Here is a 23,887-nt window from a genome sequence, read left to right as displayed (position 1 = left end):
TGCCCTCGCTAGTCGGCCAGGTTGGGGTCGACGATATACTCCCACCAGTTGTTTGACACGCCACTAGTGCTACCCGCCACGTGGGGGATGTGGCGGAACCACCAGAGGTGGTGGAGGCGCATGTCGCCATTGCCCCACTCGGGCGCGCTGACGCGGCGCGGGATGCCGGGCAGCGCGGGGTAGCTGTACCAGTCGTCGCAGTAGCTCACCACCGTGCGGCGGTTGCCCCAGTCGTAGTCGCGCTCGCTGTTGGGGGCGAAGTGCACATTGCCGCACTGGGCCTGGCCGGGGGCGACCTTGTCGTACTGGGTGAACAGCTGCCACATGTTGCGCCCGTGGCTCAGCCGCTCGTAGACGCGGCTCATGATCGACTCGGCGCGGTGGCCGTAGTTTTCGAGCATGCAGTCCACGCCGCGCTCGTAGTTAAAGGCCATGATCACGAACCGCCGCCGCGCGTGGTCGGTGCCCGGCACGGGCGGCGAGTTGCACCAGAACGCGCCCGGCCCCGCCATGGTGGACTCGTAGTCGCCGCTGTAGGGGTGGGCGAAGAACCAGGCCTCGTCGAAGTCGCCGGCGTTGTAGCGCTCGATCAGGCGGAACTGGCGCACTTGGGCGGGGTAGTCGATGGCGTTTGGCTCGTGCATGCGGCGCGATTGCCAGGCCTGGATGAAGCTCTGGTTGGTGTAGGCGAAGCCGTCAACCTTGGGCGGGTGCCAGTCGGCGTCGATCGTCTCGACGATCTGGTAGTTGACATAGCCGTGGCTGGCCTCGCGCAGGTCGGCGATGTACTGGCGGGCCAGCATATGCGGGTCGTGCCAGCCGAATAGCTCGTTCAGCCGCCTGCCGCCGTGCTCGGCCACTGGCGGGTTGTGCGTGATCATCAGCACGCGCGGCGCGACCGGCGCAGGCAGCGCGCCGGTGTGCGGCGAAGGCTGCTCGACGGGCGTACCGCCGAGCAGCCCCCCCAGGCTACGGAGCCAGCTGAGCATAGCAGTTACCTCTGGGCGGATGTCGACCATGGCCCGGCGATCAGCGGGCGGCCATTTTTGGCAATGTCCGCCGGGTTGAGCGCGTACTTATCAGCCCAGGGCTGGAACACGGTCTTGAACACCTCGGTGGTGGTGTTGCCCTGCGCGTCGGTGATCGTGCGCGTCACCCGGATGGTCATGCCGCCGCGCTTGGTGTCGGTGCGGTGGGATGTGCCGCGCGGCTGGCTCTTGTCGGCGATAAACTGCGGCTTCTCGATCGCAGGCTTCCGATCCGTGACCTCCTGGGTGATGCTGACGGTCTTGCCGGTCTTGGTGCCATACATGCGCACCTCGGCCAGCCCAGTGGTCGGGTTCGAGCTAGACTCGATCAGCATCCAGTGGCCGGTGTTGTTCACGAACTTCAGATCCGGCCCGCCGGTGAAGATCGTGGCGTCCATGCCGGGGCCATCGCCCTGCGGCCCCAGCGCGTACTTGTCGTACCAGCTGATGTAGAAGGTGTGGCCCCAGCGCTCGGTGATCGGCAGGCCGGCCCAGAAGGCGGCGCGGAACATGGTGGTGGAATCTTGGCAGATGCCGCCGCCAAACTCAAGCTGGGTGCGATTCTGGATGATCGCGTAGCCCTCGACAAAGCCGTTTTCGGCATCGATCGAGCCAACATTTTCGTTGAACGAGAACTCCTCGCCGGGGGCCAGCAGGATGCCGTTGAACTTCTGCATGCCCACGCCGATGTTCTGGATGCGGTACTCGGCGGAGCCGGTGAAGTCGCTCTTTCCGGTGGAGATCAGCTCGCGGATGCCTAGCGTGTTGAGGTTTGCCGCGTTCACATCGGGCTGGATGACCGTGACCGGCAGGGCCAGGGTCTTCTCGCTACCATCCCACGCCATGATCTGGCTGCGGGCCTGGGCCTCTTCTAGCCGCAGGCCGGTGCGGCCCTCCTTGGTGATGACCAGATTGCCGCCGTTCCAGGCCACGCGCGGGTTCACGCTGCCGCGCCCGATCGCATCGGTCATCTTGCGCAGCCGCCGGTCGACCTGGATCGGATTGAAGGCGATGCTGATCTGGTCGCTCGCGCTGTCCTTGGGCACGCGGGCGATATCGAGCATCAGGGCCAGCGTCTCGGGCTTCCAGGTGTAGGTTTTCGCATCCACCTTTAAGGTCAGCGGCTCGCTCAGGATGGTGCTCAGGCGCTGCTGGGCAGGCTGCACCGCGCTATCGCGCAGGCGCGGCAGCAGCTCGCGGGTGCGCATGGGCACCGTCTGCGTGCTGAAGCTGCCCAGCGCCTCGGAGATGTCGCGCACCGTCTCGTCGATCTGCACCTGCCGCCCCACCTGCATGGGCGACGTGCGCACCTCGGTGCCATCAAGCCACAGCCGCGCGTCTATCGGCGGCTGCTCGATCTCGGCGCTGGCCGTGCGCACGAACGCCAGGATGGCCTGCTGGTCGATGTTGGCCTTCAGCGGGATGTCCAGCCCATTCTGCCAGATGCCGACGACGGCGCGCAGATCGGCGATCAGGTCGTGGCCGTGGCCCGACTGGTAGGCGCTTTCCACCGCCTGGTCGAACTGGAACGACAGCCCCAGATCCTGCGCGCTGGGCTGCCAGGTGTGCTCGCCGAAGGTCAGCACCACCGGCTTGGCCAGGAAGGCCTCGCGCTGGGCTGCGAGCGCGGCCTTGGCCTCGCCGGGCGTCATCTCGCCCACGGGCACGCCTGCGATGCGGATGTTGGGGTAGATCTTGCCGGTGTAGGTGCGGTCGATCATGTAGATCGTGGCGGCGACGCCGATGAGCGCCAGCGCCAGCAGCGCCAGCACGATCCGCACGATCCAGCGGCCCACGGGCGGCCCCGATCGGGCGCGCTGGGGCGTGCGCTGGCGTGGTGCGGCCACCTCGGGCGAGGGTTGGACAAGTGGTGTGGCGCTGAGACGCTGGGTGGCGTAGGCGTCGTCGGTGCCAGCGTAGGTGTGTAGAGATTTCTGGGCGGACACGTGTAACCCTCCAGAGCGACCGTTGGTGTAGCGTTTCAGTGTAGGCGAGCTTAGGCTTCCCGATGGCTCGGTGCTGCTCACTATACTGTATGCGCAGAAACGCTGTCAATGAGGATATGATGATAAATCTATTGGGGATGGTAGCAAGCAAGCGGTGTGCCGCGAGGGGATAGAGCGCCCCAGGCCGCACCATGCGGGCGCGGCCTGGGGTGGGGCTGCGGCTTGGCTAGGGGTTGTTGCGCCCCCGGCGGCGGTAGGGGAAGGTGCGCACCGAGGAAGCCAGCGCGCGGGCATTGAGGCGCACGTGCAGGCGCTTGCGGGTGAGCCTGACAGGCAGTGGCAGCCGCCGCGAGCGCAGGCCGTTCAGCGAGATAAAGCTGGGCAGCATCAGCAGCCGCCTGCGCGGCGGCGGGGCCAGCTTCAGCTGCTCCACCAGGGTGCTGGCGATATTCACCGCGCCGTTGCGCGGCACCGCGTCGTGCAGGCGGCCGATGGTGGCGGCGTAGACCTCGGGCTGCATCAGCTCGGCCACGGCAGGCCCCACGCGGTCGGGGGTGGGGCAGTAGGCCCCCAGCTCGTGGTTGAGCACAAAGTCGATGTTGCCCTGCTCCTGCGCGCCCACCGCCGCCGTCACGATCACCGGGCGGCGCATCACCAGGGCCTCCATCAGGGTGCCTGGCCCGGCCTTGGTGACGATAATGTCGCTGGCGGACATCAGCTCCTCCATGTTGCTCACAAACCCGAAGATGCGCACCAGCGGCCCCAGCTGCATCTTCTCCAGCTCCTCGCGCAGGGCGGCATTTTTGCCCGTCACCACCAGCAGCTGGTGCTGCGGGTAGCTCTGCACCAGGTTCAGCACCATCTCGCGCAGGTTGCCCGAGCCAACCCCGCCTGCGGTCAGCAGGATGGTGAAGGGCTGGGCATCCAGGCCCAGGCGCTGGCGGCCCTGCTGCGGGGTCAGATCCAGCTGGGTGAATTTGGGGCTGACCGGGAAGCCGGTGAGCTGCAGTTTCTCCTCGGGAACGCCCAGGGCCAGCATGCGCTGGTAGGCCTCTTGGGTGGGCACCATGGTCAGCTCCATGCTCGGGTCGGCCCAGGCTGCGTGCAGCGACACTAGGTCGGTGACCACCGACACGAAGCGGAACGAGAGCTTGTAGGTGCGGCGGGCGTTGCCGATCAGCCGATTGAGCAGCGGGTGGACCGACACCACCAGCGTGGGCCGGGTCTCCTCAAGCACGCGCAGGATGCTGCGGTGCGCGCCGACATAGACCACGTGGGTGAGCACATCCATGCGTTTGGTGCCGTTGGTGAGCGCAAACATGTGGTCGTAGAGCGGGAGCCAGCGGGTGGAGAGCGAATCGTACAGATCGGGCGCGTCGCGCATGATCGGCAGATTGGTGCTGGCCAGAATATCAACAATATGTCGCGTGGTCGTACCATCGCTGATCTGCTGAAGCGCGGTGTCGATGGCCTGTGCCCCAGAGCGATGGCCGCCGCCGGTGTCGGAGATCGCAAAAAGAATGCTTGGTGGCGCGGCGTTCTGCGGATGAAACTCCATAGTGTATGCTCTTCTCTCTCAGAGACTCGCGGACAGTCGACTCTCTCTCTTCTCTCCTATGAAGCATCATATGCTGCTCGTCTATCCTACCATAAATGTGCAAAATACTCTATTATACCCATGGCCGATCTGGGGGGCTGGTGGTGATGCTGGAGCATCGGTGCGGCCTGGGCGGATGCTGGCTGGCACGAAGAATAGTTTACAGGTCGGCGAATCTCAGCATGAGGCAGCGTTTAACAGAGCATAAATCGTTGGTGTGGCACCCCGTGAATGAACTGCTTGATCTGAGTCAAGAATATATGGCTGGGATCGTGTTATCTTTACGGATGTGATGCCATATTGGCATAAATGAATGGATTGCGTTCTGTTAGGTGGTATACTAGAATATGCTTAGCACAGTTCTATTGCAATCCTGCTGATAAATCGCCACGATTCATACGTTACCTGGATGCTATAATCCAGTCCAGTGTCTGACATAACGTAGAGAGCGAGGCCTCTGCGATGGTTGCAGTATCCCATGGCGAGCGCATGCGCACCGCACATGCCCTTCTCCCGCTCAAGTTTACCGCCCCGCCACCACGTGCTGGCGTATTGCTCCGTCAGGATCTCCAGGGCCTGCTGTCCGATGTTCGTGTGAACCCGCTCACACTGATCACGGCACCGGCTGGCTATGGCAAGACCACCCTGCTTTCCCAGTGGAACCAGGAGCTGCATCGCACTGGGGCACCCACCTGCTGGCTATCGCTTGACAGCGGCGATCGCGACACCGCGATGTTCCTGGCCTACCTGATCGGCTCGATCCAGACAGCCTTCCCCATGGTGGGCACCGATGCGTGGCGCATCCTGCACAGCGCGGCGAACCTCGACCGCGACTGGCCGCTGGTGGCCGGATCGCTGTGCAGCGACATCCAGCGCCGCGTGCTGACTGCCGCCTTCCTGATCATCGATGACCTGCATCTGGTGGTCGAGTCCGCCGTCATCACCCAGATCTTGGGCTACCTGGTGCGGGCCGCCCCGCCCACGCTGCATATCATCCTCTCGTCGCGCCGAGCCCCCTCGTTTGCGCCGCTCGGACGGCTGCGCGCCGAGGGCCGCATCGTCGAGGTCACCCAGCGCCAGCTGCACCTGACCACCCGCGAGGTGCAGCAGATCCTCTCGGCGCAGAATGTGGCGCTTAGCCCCGACGGCATGCGCATGCTGCTTGAGCGCACCGAGGGCTGGGCGCTGAGCGTGCAGCTGGCGGCTCGCGCCCTGGCCGCCCAGCCGCCAAACCGCCGCGAGGAGTTTGTGCGCGCCCTGGGCGGCAGCCAAGAGCAGCTGCTCAGCTACCTGGCATCCGAGGTGCTGGCCGACCTGCCGCACGATATCATTGACTTCCTGCGCCTGGCCGCCATCCCCAACTCGTTCGACTCCGATCTGCTGGCCGAGGTGCTGCAGAGCGAGGATGTGAACTACCTGCTGCAGCGCGCCCGTGTGCTGGGCCTGCCCATCCTGCCGCTGGACGAGCAGGGCATCCGCATGCGCTTCCACCCGCTGTGGCGCGAGCTGCTGCTGCGCAGCACGGTGAGCGAGCTGGATGATATCGGCCTGCGCGTGCTGCAGCGCCGCTTCGGGCAGGTGTTCGAGTCGCGCGGCGACCTTGAGTCGGCGATCGAGCACTACGTGGCGGCGCGCGACACCACCGACCTCATCCGGGCGCTGCGCGAGCGGGCCTGGCCGCTGCTGCGCACCCCGCGCCGCGACACCGTGCGCCGCTGGATCGAGCAGCTGCCGCTGAATGTGCGCGAGCGCGAGCCAGATCTGCTGCATATCTACGGGTTGAGCATGGCATCCACCGATGCGATCGCTGCCCAGCAGGTGCTGCGCCGCGCCGTCGACCTGTACGACGAGGCGCGCATGTACGAGCGCGAGATGCGCGCGCTGGGCGATCTGGCCGCCATCCTGTTCTGGCAGACGCGCCCGGGCGAGAACGAGTGGCTGCCCCAGCGCGTGTGCATGCTGGCCAACCGCCTGCGCGACGACTGGTCGATCGGGGCCTCGCGGGTGTGCGTGAGCGCCATGCTCTTTGGGCGCGGGCGCGAGACTGGCGCGCTCAAGGTGGCGCGGCAGGCCGCGACCTTCCCGCTCAACCCGGCGTGGCGCTGGATGCTCTCCATGCTGGTTGCAGGCATCAGCACCAAGCTGGGCCGCCCGGTCGAGGCGATCGCCGCGATCGACGACGCGCTGGGCCTGTCATCGATCGATCTGGATGACCGGCTGCGGCAGAACCTGCTGCGTCTGAAGGGGCTGGCGCTGTACCAGCAGGGCCTGGTGAGCGATGGCATCGGCCTGTCGCTTGAGGCCCAGCAGCACCTCAGCGAGTACGACCAGCATATTATGGTGGCCTATAGCGCCGGGCAGCTGGGCCTGCTGTTCACGCTGCAGGGCCGGATCGACGAGTCGATCACCTACCTGGCCCAGGCCCGCACGCTCTACAGCAGCTTTGGCGAGACGGTGGCGCTGGCCCAGCTGAATGTGGTTGAGCTGTACGCCACCTTCCTGCGCGGCCACCAGCCCATGGATGGCGACCTGAACGGCGCGCTGCGCCGCCTGCAGGATACGGCTGGCAAGTCGCCCGACCTGCGCATGTGGCTGCTGCTGGCCATCCTCTACGGCGAGAGCGGCAACACCCAGCGCGCGCTGACGCTGACGCTTGATATTGTGCGGCAGATGCAGGCCAGCGGCTACCGCCAGTATCTGGCCTGCGCCTGGCTGTACGTGGCCTACCTCGCCGGGCAGGCGGGCGATGCCGCGCTTGAGGAGGAGTCGCTGCGCGCTGGCTGGGGCCTGATGGTGGCCGATGACCACCGCTACCTGCCGATGCTGCCAAATGCCGTGGTGTCCCAGGTGTCGCGCGCGGCCCTGCTGGCCCGGATCGAGGGGCCGACGGTGGGCTACGTGCTGCGGCGGCAGATCCCCGATCAGGCGGCGGCGGTGCTGCAGGAGCTGCTGACCGATACCCAGCCCGGCGTGCGGGCCAGCGCGGCGCGGCTGCTGGGCGACATGAGCGCCACCAACGCCTACGCGGCGCTGCGCGCCCTGCTGAAGGACCGCGACGCCACCGTGCGCCAGGCCGCCGAGGACTCGCTGGGGCGGCTGGTGTACCGGCCATCGTACACGCTGCGGGTGCGCACGCTTGGCTCGTTCGCGCTCTGGCGCGGCGACCAAGAGGTGAAGGACCGCGACTGGCGCAGCAGCAAGGCGCGGCAGCTGTTCCAGATCCTGATCACCGAGCGCGGGAAGACCATGCCGCGCGAGTGGCTGCTGGAGACGCTGTGGCCCGAGATGGACGCTGAGGCGGCGGCCAACAACCTGCGTGTGACGATCAACCGCATGAGCAAGGCGATCGAGCCAGATCGGCCCGACGGTGCGCCCTCGTCGTACCTGGTGCAGCAGGCCGATACCTACACCTTCAACCTGGCCGCCGACTATGAGCTGGACTCGATGGCCTTTGTGACGGCGGCGGAGGAGGGTCGCGAGGCCGATCTGAACGGGCACCGGCAGAATGCGGTGATCTCCTATCGGCGGGCGATCGGCCTGTATGGCGGGCCGTACCTGCCCGATAACATGTATGAGGACTGGACGGTGGTGGAGCGCGAGCGCCTGCTGCTGCTGTTCAACGAGACGGCCATCCGCCTGGGGAACCTGCTGCTTGAGGAGGGCCTGGCCCACGAGGCTATTGGCCTCGGCTGGCGCGTGCTGGAGCACGACCAGGCTCAGGAGGATGCCTACCGGCTGCTGATGAACGCCCACCTGTATCTAGGCGAGCGTAGCACGGCGCTGCGGCTGTACAACCGCTGTGTGGCAGTGCTGGCCCAGGATCTGGGCGTCGAGCCGCTGCCCGAGACCTCGGCGCTGTTTCAGGCCATCCGCGAGGCCAGCGAGGGCCGTATGCCGCGCGAGTAGCGAGCGCCGCCATGGTGCAAAAAGCCGACGGTCGGGGTGGAAGGACAGCGCCACCACCGACCGTCGGCTTTTGTATGCGGTATGACCAAGCCAGGGCGCAGGAATCGACTAGATGTTTGATGTGGTCAGCGACTTCGGCATCGGCTGCGGCAGGGCCGTCTCGTCGAAGATGGCCTGGCTCTGGAGGAAGCGGAGCAGGTCGGCCATCGACTCGAAGTGCTCCTCGATCCCCGTGCTGACGTGCTGGACACGACCACGCCACTCATTATTGGGGCGGTCTTCGATCACAATGCGCAATAAAAATGATTCGATTCGGCGCTGGCCCATGTCCTTGTCTCCTTGGCTGCTTGTGTGTAGGGCTAAGTATAGGAAGGCTGTGTTACCAGTAAGTTACGTTTATTGCGGGCCGCAATAAATGCGCCGCCCCGGCGGCTGCCAGGGCGGCGAAACGGCGCTGCTGCGTACGATCGGCGCTAGGGTAGCCTGACCACCGCTGGGGTGGCGCTCTGGGTCTGCGTCACCCAGTAGAGCCCGCTGGCATCCAGTGGCACCTCGTAGTCGAGCGTGATGCTGGTGGTGCTGTGCGCCGCGATATGCTGGAAGACGGCGGCGCTCTGCACGCCCGCCGAGGCCAGGGCGAACGGGCTGAGCTTGTAGATTGCGCCTTTGGCATCTTGGATGTAGGTATCGTAGCCGTTGAAGAAGACGTCCTCGCCCGAGGTATTGCTGATCTCGGCCTGGATGCTGTAGTAGGTGCTGCCTTCCTCGGGCGGAAGCTCGGCGTCGGCGCTGGCGGCGGGCGCGGCGCTCTTCACCACCAGCGTGAGGCTGCCGCTGGACACCGGCGCGCCGAGCGCCTGGGCGCTGGCTGTGTCGACGGCCTGCTGGGTGGGCTGGGCGCTCTCCGCTGTGCCACCCAGCTGCTTAAATGGGTTGATGTTGCCCACCTCCGAGCCGAGCGCGTTCATGACAAACACGCCGACCACGCCGGCGACGACGCACAGGACGATCAGTCCGCTGAAGATGGCGATCATGGCCAGCGCCCAGCCGGGCAGGGCTTTTTTCTGGGGGCCGGGTGGCAGCGGCGATCCTGGTTGGCTCAACGGGTGCTCCTTCTGCTGGGATGTGCTGAGGGCGGCGGGACGGCTAGTAGCCAGGCCAGACCTGGGTGCCGCCGCGCTCGGCCTGGTAGCCTGCTTCGGTGATGTGCTGGAGCACCTGTTGCCCGTGGGCCTCGTCGCGCACTTCTAGGATCATCTCAATGCCCACGCGGTCGACGGGGCCGAGCCACACGGCGCGGCGGTGGACGATGTCGACCACGTTGGCCCCGGCCTCGGCCACCCGGCTGATCAGCGGGGCCAGGTTGCCGGGGCGATCCTCGATAGTGGTGCGCAGCAGGATGTAGCGGCCTTGCTTGAGCAGCGCCTGCTCGATCACGCGGGCCAGCAGGTTGCCGTCGATGTTGCCGCCACACAGGATGGGGCAGACCGACTCGCCCTGGCGCAGGCTGATCTTGCCGCCCAGCAGCGCGGCTAGGCCAGCGGCCCCCGCGCCCTCCACTACCAGGCGCACGTTCTGGGCGCAGTAGGCGATGGCGCGGCAGATCTCGTCGTCGGTGACAGTGACGACCTCGTCCACCAGCTCGGCGATCAGCGGGAGGGTCTTGTCGCCGGGGCGCTTGACGGCGATGCCGTCGGCGATGGTGTTGGCGGTGGGCCATGTGACGGGCTGGCCTTGGGCCAGCGATGCCTGCACGGGCGCGCAGCCTGCGGCCTGCACCCCCACGATCCGCACGCCGGGTATGAGCGCCTTGAGCGCGATGGCGATGCCGCTGATCAGGCCGCCGCCGCCGATCGGCACCACCATGGTGGAGAGGTCGGGCAGGGCCTCGGCGATCTCCAGCCCGATGGTGCCCTGCCCGGCGATCACGTGCTCGTCGTTGAAGGCGTGCACGAAGGTGAGGCCGCGCTCCTTCTGGATGGCGTAGGCCGTGGCCCCGGCATCGTCGAAGCTGGCCCCGGACAGCACGACCTCGGCACCGTAGCGCTTGGTGGACATCACCTTGGTGAGCGGGGCACGCTCGGGCATGACGATGGTGGCCGGGATGCCCAGAGCCTGGGCGGCCAGCGCCACGCCCTGGGCGTGGTTGCCCGCCGAGTGCGCCACCACACCGCGCGCCCGCTCCTCGGGCGGCAGCTGGGCGATCTTGTTGTACGCGCCGCGCACTTTGAACGACCCGCTGCGCTGGGTGTTCTCGGCCTTGTAGTAGACGTGGACGCCTAGCTCTTGGCCCAGGCGCTCATCCGGCAGGATGGGGGTGGGGTAGATGATCTCGCGCAGGGTGGCGCGCGCGGTCTGGATGTCGGCAAGTGAGATGGTCATGGCTCTATTCTGTTGAGCGCTGCTCGGCGCAGAGGATTCCCGCCCCAAGCTATGCCGCGCGCGTTGGATGATGGCCCGCGCCTAGCGCGATTTCTGCTCGCCGAGCTGCTCGTTGAAGTTGGCGGCCTGGGCCGCGAGCACCTGGAAGCGCCGCGCGGTGTCTTTGTCGCCTGCGGCCTGGGCTGCGGCCAGCAAGAACCCGCAGGCGCGCTGGGTGTTGGCCAGGCCCGCGCGGTTGGCGGAGAGCCGGTCTTCGGCGATCACGCGCTCGGTGTAGGCGAGAATATCATCAACCGTGAACATAGCTGTCTCCTCTGACATATATGGCGGTTCGGGTCTGTATTGTAGCATACCGCCATGGGGCGTATGGCGGATGTATGGTGCAAGAGCTGTACCGCGCTGGTTTTCCTGCCGCTCTGCCCATCCGGCGAAGGTGCCGCAGGGTGGCGGCTGGCCATGATCCAGCCCGCAGCGCGAGGGCCTGGGCCGCGCTGCCGCGCTGGTTTTTCCTGCCCTATGCGGGGCTGCGGGGCGCTGGCCCGCTGGAGCCGCGCTCGACGAGCTGGACCGGCAGGTTGGTGTGGGCTACCTGGCCCTGGTGGCGCAGCAGGGCCAGCAGGGCCTGCCCGGCCAGCCTGCCTTTCTCGCGGTGGGCCTGGCGGATGGTGGTGAGCGGCGGGGTGCAGGTGGCGGTTTCGGGGATGTCGTCGAAGCCGACGATCGAGATGTCGCGCGGCACGTGCAGCCCGGCCTGCTGGGCGGCGCGCATGGCCCCCAGGGCCAGCCTGTCGGTGAGGCAGAGCACGGCGGTGGGCGGGTCGCCCAGCAGGGCGCGCATGGCCGAAGCGCCGTCGGCCTCGCTGTTGTCGTCGCGCTCGACGATCTGCACGTCGGGCCAGGCGATGCCCGCCTGCTCGATGGCGGCGCGGTAGCCCCGGAAGCGCATCTGGGTCACGAAGAAGGTCTGCTCGGCCTGCTGGTGCAGCGAGAGCGGTGGAGGCTCGCCCGCCGTCGGCTCGGTGAGGCGGTCGGTGATGATGGCGAGGCGGCGGTGGCCGTGGCGCAGCAGGTGTTCGGCGGCCTGCCGAGCGCCGTCGGCGTCGTCGATGGTGATGGAGGGCACCCCGGCGCGCGGCGGCTGGTCGAGCAGCACGGTGGGGATGCGGCGGGCCAGCGCGGCGGTGACGATCGGGTCGGTCTCCAGGATGGAGTAGACGATGAAGCCATCGACCAGGGCGCGCTCGACGGTGGTGGTGCTGTCGGATCTGCCGGGCACCAGCAGCAGGCCGAGGCGGGCCTCCTCTAGCGCGCTGGCGATGCCGGCCAGCACCTGGGCGGACGCCGGGTCGTCGAAGGCGTAGGAGAGGCGCTCGGCGAAGATCACGCCCACCGCGTCGGCGCGCTGCTGGCGCAGGCTGCGGGCCACGGCGCTGGGGCCGGGGTAGCCCAGCTGGGCGGCGGTGGCCAGCACGCGCTCGCGCAGCTCGGCGGAGAGCTGGTCGGGGCGGTTGTAGGCGTTGGAGACGGTGGAGACGGCGACGCCCAGCGCCGCCGCGACGTCGCTGATGCGCACCCGCGCGCGCGCTGCTGGTTGCTGCTTGGGCATGCAAGATCCTTCTTTCGGCAGATAGACGGAGTATACCATGTCTGCTACAATTCTGAAACGTTACAGAAGAATGGCTTAGAAAGGGTGCGACCTCGTGACTTCCTCCTTCCCTGCGGCCCGCAAGCACCATGTGCTGCTCGTGGCGCTCGCCTACATCGCCTTTATCAGCCTGGGCCTACCGGATGGCCTGAACAGCGTGGCCTGGCCCTCCATCCGCGCCGAGTTCGGGCTGCCGCTGGATGCGCTGGGCGCGCTGATCACCATGTCCACCATCGGCTACCTGGCGTCGAGCTTCAGCAGCGGGCGCATCCTGGCGCGCACCGGCGTGGGCTGGCTGCTGGCCGCCAGCTGTCTGGTAACGGCGGTGAGCCTGCTGGGCTACGGCATGTCGCCTGCCTGGGCGGTGATGGTGGGCCTGGGCCTGCTGGCCGGGCTGGGCGCTGGCGCGATCGACTCGGGCCTGAACACCTATGCCGCCGATGAGTTCAGCCCGAGCATGATGAACTGGCTGCACGCCTTCTACGGCTTGGGCGCGGCCACCGGCCCCATCCTGATGAGCAGCATCATCGCGGCGGGCTGGGGCTGGCGGCCCGGCTATATGATCGTGGGCGCGGCCCAGGTGGTGCTGGCGCTGTGCTTCATCGCCACCCGCACCATGTGGCAGATCCACCACGAGGATGGCACACCCGCCGGGCCTGCCGCGCCCAGTGCGACCATGCTGGCCACACTGTCGCTGCCGAAGACCTGGCTGAGCATCCTGATGTTCTTTCTCTACACCGGGCTGGAGGTGTGCGCCGGGCAGTGGACCTACACGCTGCTGACCGAGTCGCGCGGGATCGCGCCGAGCGTGGCGGGGGCCTGGGTGAGCGGCTACTGGGGCTGCCTGACGGTGGGCCGCCTGCTCTCGGGGGCTGTGGTGACGCGGCTCTCGGTGCAGACGATGCTGCGCGGCTGTATGGCGCTCTCGCTTCTGAGCGCGGCGCTGATCTGGCTGAACCTTGCGCCCTGGGTGACGATGGTGGCGATAGGGCTGCTGGGCCTGGCGCTGGCCCCGATGTTCCCCTCGCTGATCGCGCTGACGCCCGCGCGCATGGGGCCGGAGCACTCGGCCAACACGGTGGGCTTCCAGATCGCGGCTGCGGCGGCGGGCGGGGCGCTGCTGGCCAGCAGCTTCGGCTTTCTGGCGCGGAACTTCGGGCTGGAGCTGCTGGGGCCGTTCCTGCTGGTGGTGGGGGTGGTGATGACGGTGGTGTTTCTGACGCTGGAGCGCGGGCGGCGGGGGTAGGGGGTAGGAAATAGGAAATAGGGATCGGGGGAAGCCTCGGTCCCTTTTTGTTTGCGGGACTTTTTGATGTATGCGGTTTGCGGGAAAGTATTTTTGCCTCTTAAAAACGGTGATTAAGCTTCGGGCGATGGTGATTAAGCTTCGGGCGATGGTGATGTTCGAATTGCACGCATGATATGTTGATTTTTATATGATATGCCGGATACATGATTTATTTGGTGAGAATAGGCGTGTATTTTTCAGTAGGTATCACTTTCTACGGCATTTCTGCGTCGGGCTGATCGCTTGTCGTTTCGATGATGATTCCTCGTGGTTGGTGGGTGGATGCCCTGCGCGGGCGGCGGCTAGGGGCCTGCCCCTAGCAACCCCGCGAGGGGGCGATGCCCCCTTCGATCCCCCAATTTTGAGCGTTCCTATGCCGTTCCCTGGCGGCTGGTGTTCGTGCATATGGCCAGCAAAACGCTAGCGGCACCTTCGCCGCATGGGCCGGGTGGGTAAGGTTTCCCAATGTGGCGTGCCGTGCATGGCTTGGCACGCCATCTTTTGTTATTTGCCGCATCCGAATGCCCTGTGCAAGAAAGTGACACCTGTTGAGGGGCCAGCCACCTTGAACCTTCAATTTTGAGTGTTCCAATGCTCTTCCCTGGCGGCTGGTGTTCGTGCATATGGCCAGCAAAACGCTAGCGGCACCTTCGCCGCATGGGCCGGGTGGGTAAGGTTTCCCAATGTGGTGTGCCGTGCATGGCTTGGCACGCCATCTTTTGTTATTTGCCGCATCCGAATGCCCTGTGCAAGAAAGTGACACCTGTTGAGGGGCCAGCTACCTTGAACCTCCAATTTTGAGTGTTCCAATGCTCTTCCCTGGCGGCTGGTGTTCGTGCATATGGCCAGCAAAACGCTAGCGGCACCTTCGCCGCATGGGCCGGGTGGGTAAGGTTTCCCAATGTGGCGTGCCGTGCATGGCTTGGCACGCCATCTTTTGTTATTTGCCGCATCCGAATGCCCTGTGCAAGAAAGTGACACCTGTTGAGGGGCCAGCTACCTTGAACCTCCAATTTTTGAGTGTTCCAATGCTCTTCCCTGGCGGCTGGTGTTCGTGCATATGGCCAGCAAAACGCTAGCGGCACCTTCGCCGCATGGGCCGGGTGGGTTGGGCTGGCTTGTGCGTAGGTTGTATGGCTTTTTGCCTCCTTGGTGTCTTGGTGTTTTGGTGGTGAATCGGTTCCCTTCGCGCCTTCGCGCCTTCGTGGTATTGGTTTTCTCTTTTGTCTCCTTGAGCCTTGGCGTCTTGGTGGTGAATCGGTTCCCTTCGCGCCTTCGTGGTATTGGTTTTCCTTAGTTGGCCTCGATCTGCTCGAAGCCGAGCTGGTAGTTGCGGCCCGGCACATTGCCTAGCGCCTCGGGCCAGCGCCCGGTGATGGCCTGGGCGATCTTGCCCGCGTGCTCGTGGCTGTTCTCGATAAACAGGGTGTAGCGCTGCTGCACGCCCGCTGCCACGGTGCCCGCCACATACAGCCCGGGCACGTTGGTCTCCATGGTCGCCGGGTTGTAGGTGGGCACGCGGTTCTCGCCCTCCAGGGCCACGCCCGCCATGTGCAGCAGGCCCTGCTCGCCATGGAAGCCGGTGGCCAGCAGCACCGCGTCGGCGGGCTGACGGATGGCGGTGCCGCCGCCTGTGGGCTGGAGCACCACGTGGTCGGGCGCGATCTCCACCGGGCTAGTCTGGGGCAGGAAGCTGATCGTACCGGCCTCGATCTGGGCCATGATGTCGGGCAGCAGCCAGTGCTTGACGCGGCGCTCGTCGAAGCTGGCCCCTCGGTAGCTCAGAGTCACATCCGCCCCGGCCCGCCAGCAGCGCAGCGCGGCCTCCACCGCCGAGTTTCGCCCGCCCACGATCAGCACGCGCCGCCGGAAGTAGTCGTGCGGGTCGCGGAAGTAGTGCGAGACATGGGGCAGATCTTCGCCGGGGATGCCCAGCAGGTTGGGGTAGTGCATGTCGCCGATGGCCAGCACCACGCGGCGGGCGCGGTAGTGGCGCTCGCCCGCCAGCGGCTGGGTGGTGATGGCGAAGCCGCCCTCGGCGGGGGCCAGCGCCGTGACCGGCTCGAAGGTGTTGACACGCAGATCGAGCAGCTCGATCACGCCGCGCAGGTAGGCCAGGTAGTCCTCGCCGGTGATGCGCTGCTGGTGGCTGTTCTGGATGGGCACGCCCGCGATCGCTAGGCGCTCGGTGGTGCTGAAGAAGCTGGTGTCGCGCGGCCACCAGGTGAGGGTGTGGCCGATCTGGCGGGCGTCGAACTGGATGTAGCGCACGCCCGCGCGGCGCAGGCAGGCGGCCAGCTCAAGGCCGATCGGCCCCGCGCCGATGATGGCGACGTCGTAGCTCTCTATTGGTTGGTCCATTGTCTCTCTCCTCGGATAAAGGTGCGGCAAGCTACTCGCCCGCATCCCAATGCAGTGTCCGACAGTATACCCCAGCGCCCGCGATAGATGCGCTAGGCTGCTTTCATCCTTCCCTTTGTGCGCTTGGCGTCTTGGCGGCTGGTGTTCGTGCATATGGCTATCAAAACGCTAGCGGTACCTTCGCCGCATGGGCCGGGTGGGTAAAGCTGGCGATCTCCTCATCCACATTTTTCATCCTTCCCTTTGTGCGCTTGGCGTCTTGGCGGCTGGTGTTCGTGCATATGGCGAGCAAAACGCTAGCGGCACCTTCGCCGCATGGGCCGGGTGGGTAAAGCTGGCGATCTCCTCATCCGCACTTTTCCTCCTTCCCTTTGTGCGCTTGGCGTCTTGGTGGTAGATGTTTCTCGCGTCCTCCTCGTGCCTTCGCGTTTTCGTGGTAGTCATTCCCCTTCCTCCCCCGTGGCCAGGTTGGCGAGATCGGGTACAATGGCTGGTCGGGTAAGAGCGATGGGTGCGCGGCACCCGCAGGTATGGTGATAGAGGCTATGGAGAAAGCACACGGAGCGCCGCTGGTCATTGGGGTCGCGGGCGGCAGCGGCTCGGGGAAGACGACCGTCTCGCAGGCCATCCTGAGCCGCGTCGGGCGGGACCGCATCGCATTTTTGGAGCACGACCTGTACTACCAGGATCTCTCGCATATGCCGCTGGAGCAGCGGCGTCAGGTGAACCTGGATCACCCGGACGCCTTCGACAACGGCCTGTGCATCGAGCATCTGGATGCGCTGATTCGCGGCGAGCCGGTGGATGTGCCGACCTACAACTACACCACCTACACGCGCCAGGCCGAGGTGAGCCTGGTGTTGCCGCAGCCGGTGGTGCTGATCGAGGGCATCCTGATCTTTGCCGACCGCGACCTGCGGAAGCGCATGGACATCAAGCTGTTTGTGGACGCCGAGGGCGACACCCGCTTCATCCGGCGGCTGCAGCGCGACATCCGCGAGCGCGGGCGCACCGTCGAGTCGGTGATCGAGCAGTACATGAAGACGGTGCGGCCCATGCACCTAGAGTTTGTGGAGCCGTCCAAGCGCTACGCCGACATCATCATCCCGCGCGGCGGGCTGAACTCGATCGCGATCGATATGGTGGTGGCGCGGATCGAGGGCCTGCTGCGCGAGCGCGGCGGCGAGGGCTAGACCGATGGAAGGCGCACATGTCGGCGTGGTGGTCCACTCGCTGAGCCACAATAATATCGGGCGGGTCTACCCCTTCCTGCGGGCTATGGAGGGTGTGCCGGGCCTGCGCTGCACGCTGGTGGGCTGGGATGACGGCGGCGGGCTGTTCCCGCTGCTGGATGGCCTGCCCTGGCCGGTGGTGCGGCTGGCTGGCCCCGCTAGCGGCCCCGCCGCCGAGCGGGCCTTGGCCGAGGCGCTGGCCGGGTGCGATCTGGTGCACTGCTTCAAGAACCAGGCCCACTTCGCGGCGGCGGCGGCGGTGGCCAGGGCGCGCGGGATGCCGCTGGTGCTCGACCTGGATGACTGGGAGCTGGGCCTGTTCTTGGAGGGCGTGGCGCGCTGGCCCGCCTGGCGGCGCGCGCTGTGGGGACTGCCGATCACGCGGCGGGTGGCGGCGGCGCTGGAGCTGGAGCAGCTGGCCCGCACCGCGCCCGCCGCGCTGGTGGTGAACTCGCGCGCGCTGCAGGCTCACTTCGGCGGCCAGATCATCTACACCGCCGCCGACGAGCGGGCCTTCGACCCGGCCCACGCCGACGGCGCGGCCTTCCGCGCGCGGGTGGGGCTGGCGGCGGATGCGCCGACGATCGGCTTCCCCGGCACGCCCCACCCCCACAAGGGCATCGACGATCTGCTGGAGGCCTTCGCCTCGGTGCGCGTGGCCATCCCGCAGGCGCGGCTGCTGTTCGTGGGCGTGCCCGCGCACAACCCCTACCGCGCGCAGCTGGCGGCCACGCCGGGGGTGGTCTGCACCGGCTACCTGGCCGCCCACGAGTACCCGGCGGCCTACGCGGCCTGCGACGTGGTGGCCATCCCGCAGCGCGCCGTGACCGAGGGCGTGATGCAGATGCCCGCCAAGCTCATCCTGGCCATGGCCGCCGCCCGCCCGATCGTGGCCACCAGCGTGGGCGACCTGCCGCTGGCGCTGGGCGATGCGGGCCGCTGCGTGCCGCCCCAGCAGCCCAGGGCTATGGCCTGCGCGCTGACCGAGCTGCTGGAGGATGCGGCGCAGCGCGGGCGGCTGGGCGCGGCGGCCCGCGAGCGCTTCCTGGCCTGCTTCTCGCTGGGCCACGTGCGCGAGGCGATGCTGGGGGTCTACGGCCAGCTGCTGGGGGGCGGGCGATGAGCGAGCTGGTGTCGCTGGTGGCGGTGGCCTACAACAGCGCCGATCTGCTGCCATCCTTTTTGGATGCGCTGGCCTCTAGCGGCGACACAGGCTTTGAGCTGGTGGTGGTGGACAACGCCTCGACCGACGGCACGCTGGCCCTGCTGGAATCGGCAGCGGGGCGGCTGCCCTTCGCGCTGCGGGCGGTGGAGGCGGGGGCCAACCTGGGCTTTGGGCGGGCCTGCAACCTGGGCGCGGCCCACGCGGGCGGCGAGCTGCTGGTGTTCATGAACCCCGACGTGCGCGTGCTGCCGGGCTGGCTGGCCGGGCTGCGGGCCAGCTCGGCGCGCTTCCCCGACGCGCTGATCTGCCCCACCACCCTGGCCCCCGAAGAGCAGCGGCAGCCCACCCCCGCGCTCCAGCAGGTGGCGGCCATCCCTGGCGCGGCCATGCTGGTGCGCCGCGCGGTCTGGCGCGAGCTGGGCGGCTTCGATGAGCACTTCTTCATGTACTGGGAGGACACCGAGCTGTGCTGGCGGGCCTGGCTGCTGGGCTTCCAGGTGCTGGCCGATCTGGGCACCTTCGTGCGCCACCAGCGCGGCGGCAGCGCCGGGGGCAGCCGCTGGGATGCCGAGCGGGCCAGGAACAGCCTGCGCACCTACCTGAAGCTGATGCGCTGGCGGCGCGCGCTGCCCTTCGCTCTGCTGCTGGCGGCCAAGACAGCGGTGAAGTTCGCCCGCTGGCGCGACCCGGCCCTGCTGGACGCCTGGCGCTGGAACGCCCGCCACCTGGGCGCGACGCTGGCCGAGCGGCGCGCGCTGGCGAGGCGGCGGCGTGGCGACCCGGCGCTGCTGGAGCGGCGCGCGGCCACGCTGGAGCGGCGGCTGCGCGCCGAGCGCGCCGCCCGCCGGAGGGCCGGGGCATGAGCCTGGATGTGCTGTATGTGACCGACGCCGAGGCCCTGGGCGGGGCCGAGCTGTACCTGGAGACGCTGCTGCGCCACGCCTGCGCCACCGGCATGCGGGTCGGCCTGGCCCTGCCCACGCGCCCCGCGACCGCGCCGCTGGTGGATCGCGCCCGCCAGATGGGTGCGGCGGTGCACCCCCTTGAAGCCGTGCACCGCGACGGTGTGAGCCTGGGCCACCTGCGCCGCTCGCTGGGGCTGCTGGAGCGCGTGCGGCCCAGCGCCGTGCACCTGGTGCTGAATGGCCCGCGCCGCTGCGCCGAGGTGGCGCTGGCCGCGTGGCTGCTGCGCGTGCCCACGCGCCTGGCCACCTTCCAGCTGGTCACGCCCATCCCGCGCTTCGGCGGGGCGGCGGGCTGGGCCAGGGCGGCCAACCGCCGCGCCCAGTTCCGCACCTTCACGGCGGGCGTGGCGGTCTCGCGCGGCAATGCGGCGCTGCTGGTGGGGCAGTACGGCTTCCCCACCCAGCGTCTGCACACCATCCCCAACGGCGTGGACACGGCGGCCTTCGCGGCGCGGACAGGCGGCATGCGCGCCCGCTGGGGCGTGCCCGAGGCCGCGCCGCTGCTGGGCGTGGTCGGGCGGCTGGGCGGGCAGAAGGGCCACGCGCTGCTGCTCGATGCGCTGCCCACCGTGTGGGCCAGCTTCCCCGAGGCCCACGCGGTGTTTGTGGGCCAGGGCGAACTGGAGCCACAGCTGCGCGCCCAGGCCGATCGGCTGGGCGCGGCGGGGCGGGTGCGCTTCGCGGGGGCGGTGGAGCGCGCGCAGGTGCCGCAGGCGCTGGCCGAGCTGGATGTGTTCGCGCTGCCCTCGCTCTACGAGGGCCTGCCCTTCGCCGTGGTGGAGGCCATGGCCGCCGCCCGCGCCATCGTGGCCACCGAGGTGGATGGCACCCGCGAGGCGCTCGACCATGGCCGCACGGGGCTGCTGGTGCCGCCCGGCCAGCCCGCGCCGCTGGCCCAGGCGATAACGCGGCTGCTGGGCGACGCGGCGCTGCGCCAGCGGCTGGGGGCCGCCGCCCAGGCCGAGGCGGCCAGCCGCTTCGACGAGCGCGCCATGCTGGCCGCCACCTTCGCGCTCTACAGGCGCTGACACCCACCGTGGTATAATTCTGCTCTCTGACAAAATATTTAGGTGCAGCCTTTGGAACGACAAGAGCCCCACGCTATGCCCGCGCACCCCGCAGCAGCGGATGAGCCAGAGATTGTGATCGAGCCGCAGCACGGCTGGGCCGCGCTCAACCTGCGCGACCTCTGGCAGTACCGCGAGCTGATGTACTTCTTGGTCTGGCGCGATATCAAGGTGCGCTACAAGCAGACCGTGCTAGGCGCGGCCTGGGCCATCCTGCAGCCGCTCACCACCATGCTGGTGTTCACGCTGTTCCTGGGCCAGGTCTTCAACCGCGATACCGGCGGCGCGCCCTACCCGCTGTGGTCGTTTGCGGCGCTGGTGCCCTGGAGCTTTTTCGCCACCGGCCTGGCGCAGTCGGCGGACAGCCTGATCGGCAGCTCGAACCTGATCAAGAAGGTCTACTTCCCGCGCCTGGCCATCCCGGTGGCCACCGTGCTCTCGGGCGCGGTCGACTTCGCGCTGGCCTTCGCGGTGCTGCTGGTGATGATGCTGGGCTACCGCGTCGCTCCCACGCCCAACGTGGTGTGGCTGCCGCTGCTGCTGCTGCTGGCGCTGGCTACGGCGCTGGGCGTGGGCCTGTGGCTCTCGGCGCTGAACGTGCAGTTCCGCGACGTGCGCTACGTGGTGCCCTTCCTCACCCAGCTGTGGCTGTTCGCCACGCCGGTGGCCTACCCCAGCACCCTGGTGCCCGAGCAGTGGCGCGCGCTGCTGGCCCTGAACCCCATGGTGGGCGTGGTCGAGGGCTTCCGCTGGGCGCTGCTGGGGGCCGACACCCGCCCCGGCCCGATGGTGCTGGTCTCCAGCCTGGCCGCGCTGGCCCTGCTGGTCAGCGGCGCGTTCTACTTCCGCCGCATGGAGCGCACCTTCGCCGATGTGGTGTGAGGGACGTTTAACCACCAAGACACCAAGACACCAAGGGTTCATGGACATAAAGCCGGAAACAGCTAAATCAGCAGAGAATCCATTTTTAAGAAAAACTTGGAGTTCTCGACTCGATAAGGCGATATGTTTCTATAAAAAAGAGAAAGCTCTCTATTTGGCGCAAAACCTCTTTCTCAAGAAACTTGGAGCCTTGGAGTCTTGGTGGTAAAAAAGGCTCTTCGTGGTTAAGGGAACTATGGACACAGTGATCTCAATCGAGGGGCTTGGCAAGCAGTACCGCGTGGGCGGCGCTGGGCCGCGCTACCGCACCCTGCGCGACACCCTGGCCGACATGGTGCGCGCCCCCCTGCGGCGCGGCGGCGAGGAGGGCCAGTTCTGGGCGCTGCGCGACCTGAGCTTCCAGATCGGGCGGGGCGAGGTGGTGGGGATCATCGGGCGGAACGGGGCGGGCAAGTCGACCCTGCTCAAGATCCTCTCGCGCATCACCGGCCCCACGGTGGGGCGCATCCGCCTGCGGGGCCGCGTGGGCACCCTGCTGGAGGTGGGCACTGGCTTCCACCCCGAGCTGAGCGGGCGCGAGAACATCTTCCTGAACGGGGCCATCCTGGGCATGCACCGCAGCGAGATCGCCCGCAAGTTCGATGAGATCGTCGAGTTCGCCGAGGTCGAGCGATTTATCGATACGCCGGTGAAGCACTACTCCAGCGGCATGTACCTGCGCCTGGCCTTTGCGGTGGCCGCGCACCTCGAGCCGGAGATCCTGATCGTGGATGAGGTGCTGGCCGTGGGCGACGCCACCTTCCAGAAGAAGTGCCTGGGCAAGATGGGCGACGTGGCCCGCGCGGGCCGCACTGTGCTGTTTGTCAGCCACAACATGGGCGCGATCCGTGGCCTGTGCCAGCGCGCCATCTGGCTAGACCGGGGCGGCGTGGTGGCCGACGGCCCGGTGTTCGAGGTGGTCGACCGCTACCTGCAGACCTCGTTCGACCCCGCGCTGGTGCGGATCGACCTGCGCGAGACCCCGCGCACCGGCGGCATGGGCCGCCGCATGAAGCTGAGCGGCATCACCTTCAACGACGGCGCGGTCATCCAGCACGGCGAGCCGCTGCGCGCCACCTTCTCGTACACCACCAGCGCCGAGTGCGACAGCGTGGCCCTGGGCTTCGGCTTCTCCACACTGGATGGCGTGCGCATCCTGAGCGTGGACAGCGACGTGGGCGCGGATCGGCGCGATCTGCCCGCCGGGGCCAGCGGCAGCGCCACCGTCGAATTGGCCCGGCTCGACCTGCAGCCCGGCCACTACGCACTGGACGTGGGCGCGCGCTCGGGCGACAATAGCGCGCTGGACTACATGCCCGGCTGCGCGCAGATCGAGGTGCTGCCCGGCCCAAGCACGCCCAGCGCGATCATCCGCGACACCGGCGGGGTGCGCGCGCCGGGCGCGTGGGGCTGGGCCGATGACGCCTAGCCCATGGCGGCGCGCCCAGATCGCCGCCGGGTCGCTCGGCCTGTTCGCCCGCACCGTGGCCCGCAGCGGCCCGCCGCGCGTGGTGCTCTCGTTCGTGGGCGGCGTGGGCGACCAGCTGATGTGCACGGCGGTGCTGCGCGAGCTGCGGCGGCGCGGCGGGCGCGGCCTGTGGATGCTCACCGGCGCGCCCGAGCTGTTTGCGGGCAGCGACGATGTGGACGCCGTGCTGCCAGCCAACTTCCAGCTGGCGCGGCTGGCGCGGGCGGTGGGCGCGCGGGTGGTGGAGCCGCGCTACGCCACCTATGTGCCCGAGGAGGACCGCGACGACATCCCGCCGGGCCACTTCATCGCCACCATGTGCAGGCAGGCCGGGCTGGCGGGCGAGGTGGCGCTGCGGCCCTACCTGCGGCTGGCCGAGGCCGAGCGGGCGGCGGGGCGGCTGGCCCCCGGCCAGATCGTGATGCAGAGCAGCGGGCTGGCCGGGCGCTACCCCATGGCCAACAAGGAGTGGTTGCCCGAGCGCATGCAGGCCGTGGCCGCCGCGCTGGCCCAGCGCCACCCGCTGGTGCAGGTGGGCATGCCCAGCGACACGCCGCTGCCGGGCGCGATCGACATGCGCGGCAAGACCAGCGCGCGCCAGATGGCCGCGCTGCTGAGCCAGGCCCGCCTGTTCATCGGCATCGCGGGCTTCCCCATGCACCTGGCCCGCGCCGTCGAGTGCCGCAGCGTGGTGGTGGTGGGCGGGCGCGAGAACCCCGCGCAGGGCGGCTACGGCTGCAACGAGAACCTGTTCTCGCCCGAGCCGTGCGCGCCGTGCTGGAAGAAAAACGACTGCCCCTACGACCGCCGCTGCATGCGCGCGATCGAGGTGGGGCATGTGCTGGCTGCGGTTGATCGGGCGCTGGCGCGCGCCGGGGAGCCGCTGGAGGTTGGGCACGAGTTCCTCTGAGCTGCG

The 23,887-nt window shown here is 67.9% G+C and carries 17 protein-coding genes and 1 pseudogene; 9 read left to right on the top strand and 9 right to left on the bottom strand.

The annotated features are described in order from the left end of the window. Nucleotides 1-8 precede the first annotated feature (8 nt). The 3 genes and pseudogenes from F8S13_05945 to F8S13_05935 form a co-directional block, all read right to left on the bottom strand. Nucleotides 9-902 (bottom strand): annotated as a pseudogene (locus F8S13_05945) (hypothetical protein). A 92-nt stretch (nt 903-994) separates the two neighbouring features. Next, entirely contained in the window at nt 995-2,974 is a 1,980-nt protein-coding gene (locus tag F8S13_05940) for a vanomycin resistance protein VanB (protein ID KAB8144412.1), read from the bottom strand. 226 nt (nt 2,975-3,200) lie between these two features. Next, nucleotides 3,201-4,532 carry a glycosyltransferase gene (locus tag F8S13_05935; GenBank protein ID KAB8144411.1) on the bottom strand — a complete coding sequence of 444 codons (1,332 nt, stop codon included), beginning with the start codon at nt 4,530-4,532 and terminating at the stop codon, nt 3,201-3,203. A gap of 501 nt (nt 4,533-5,033) precedes the next feature. On the opposite strand from F8S13_05935, the gene F8S13_05930 reads away from it, so the two are divergent. Then, nucleotides 5,034-8,477, top strand: coding sequence for a transcriptional regulator (locus F8S13_05930; protein ID KAB8144410.1), 3,444 nt, complete (start codon nt 5,034-5,036; stop codon nt 8,475-8,477). A gap of 108 nt (nt 8,478-8,585) precedes the next feature. Here F8S13_05930 and F8S13_05925 read toward each other — a convergent pair whose 3' ends face one another. From F8S13_05925 to F8S13_05905, 5 genes are all read right to left on the bottom strand, one after another. Next, the gene (locus F8S13_05925; protein KAB8144409.1) at nt 8,586-8,804 is read right to left on the bottom strand and encodes a hypothetical protein; all 219 of its coding nucleotides are present in this window, start codon (nt 8,802-8,804) and stop codon (nt 8,586-8,588) included. A gap of 146 nt (nt 8,805-8,950) precedes the next feature. Continuing rightward, nucleotides 8,951-9,580, bottom strand: a complete 630-nt coding sequence (locus tag F8S13_05920; protein ID KAB8144408.1) for a DUF4352 domain-containing protein — start codon at nt 9,578-9,580, stop codon at nt 8,951-8,953. 43 nt (nt 9,581-9,623) lie between these two features. After that, nucleotides 9,624-10,859, bottom strand: a complete 1,236-nt coding sequence (locus tag F8S13_05915) for a threonine ammonia-lyase (GenBank protein KAB8144407.1) — start codon at nt 10,857-10,859, stop codon at nt 9,624-9,626. Nucleotides 10,860-10,940: 81 nt separating this feature from the next. Then, complete coding sequence (locus F8S13_05910; GenBank protein KAB8144406.1) at nt 10,941-11,162, bottom strand: hypothetical protein; 222 nt, start codon at nt 11,160-11,162, stop codon at nt 10,941-10,943. Nucleotides 11,163-11,373: 211 nt separating this feature from the next. Beyond that, the gene (locus F8S13_05905; protein ID KAB8144405.1) at nt 11,374-12,465 is read right to left on the bottom strand and encodes a substrate-binding domain-containing protein; all 1,092 of its coding nucleotides are present in this window, start codon (nt 12,463-12,465) and stop codon (nt 11,374-11,376) included. Between the two features lie 94 nt (nt 12,466-12,559). Here F8S13_05905 and F8S13_05900 point away from each other — a divergent pair, with 94 nt between their 5' ends. Next, the gene (locus F8S13_05900; protein ID KAB8144404.1) at nt 12,560-13,750 is read left to right on the top strand and encodes an MFS transporter; all 1,191 of its coding nucleotides are present in this window, start codon (nt 12,560-12,562) and stop codon (nt 13,748-13,750) included. A 1,335-nt stretch (nt 13,751-15,085) separates the two neighbouring features. Here F8S13_05900 and F8S13_05895 read toward each other — a convergent pair. After that, nucleotides 15,086-16,153 (bottom strand): SidA/IucD/PvdA family monooxygenase, encoded by a 1,068-nt coding sequence (locus F8S13_05895; protein KAB8144403.1) that lies wholly within the window; start codon nt 16,151-16,153, stop codon nt 15,086-15,088. Between the two features lie 530 nt (nt 16,154-16,683). Here F8S13_05895 and F8S13_05890 point away from each other — a divergent pair. From F8S13_05890 to F8S13_05860, 7 genes are all read left to right on the top strand, one after another. Beyond that, complete coding sequence (locus F8S13_05890; GenBank protein KAB8144402.1) at nt 16,684-17,346, top strand: uridine kinase; 663 nt, start codon at nt 16,684-16,686, stop codon at nt 17,344-17,346. A gap of 4 nt (nt 17,347-17,350) precedes the next feature. After that, nucleotides 17,351-18,508, top strand: coding sequence for a glycosyltransferase family 4 protein (locus F8S13_05885; GenBank protein ID KAB8144401.1), 1,158 nt, complete (start codon nt 17,351-17,353; stop codon nt 18,506-18,508). After that, complete coding sequence (locus tag F8S13_05880; GenBank protein ID KAB8144400.1) at nt 18,505-19,413, top strand: glycosyltransferase family 2 protein; 909 nt, start codon at nt 18,505-18,507, stop codon at nt 19,411-19,413. The genes F8S13_05885 and F8S13_05880 overlap by 4 nt, the downstream gene beginning before the upstream one ends. Then, nucleotides 19,410-20,543 (top strand): glycosyltransferase family 4 protein, encoded by a 1,134-nt coding sequence (locus F8S13_05875; GenBank protein ID KAB8144399.1) that lies wholly within the window; start codon nt 19,410-19,412, stop codon nt 20,541-20,543. The genes F8S13_05880 and F8S13_05875 overlap by 4 nt, the downstream gene beginning before the upstream one ends. Nucleotides 20,544-20,618: 75 nt before the next feature. After that, nucleotides 20,619-21,464 (top strand): ABC transporter permease, encoded by an 846-nt coding sequence (locus F8S13_05870; GenBank protein ID KAB8144679.1) that lies wholly within the window; start codon nt 20,619-20,621, stop codon nt 21,462-21,464. 235 nt (nt 21,465-21,699) lie between these two features. Then, nucleotides 21,700-22,932 carry an ABC transporter ATP-binding protein gene (locus F8S13_05865; protein KAB8144398.1) on the top strand — a complete coding sequence of 411 codons (1,233 nt, stop codon included), beginning with the start codon at nt 21,700-21,702 and terminating at the stop codon, nt 22,930-22,932. Beyond that, complete coding sequence (locus F8S13_05860) at nt 22,922-23,881, top strand: glycosyltransferase family 9 protein (protein ID KAB8144397.1); 960 nt, start codon at nt 22,922-22,924, stop codon at nt 23,879-23,881. Before F8S13_05865 ends, F8S13_05860 begins: the two co-directional genes overlap by 11 nt. Nucleotides 23,882-23,887: the final 6 nt, after the last annotated feature.

The sequence above is a fragment of the Chloroflexia bacterium SDU3-3 genome (assembly GCA_009268125.1).
In the GTDB taxonomy this organism is placed as follows: domain Bacteria; phylum Chloroflexota; class Chloroflexia; order Chloroflexales; family Roseiflexaceae; genus SDU3-3.
This window is presented reverse-complemented; position numbering and strand designations above follow the sequence as displayed.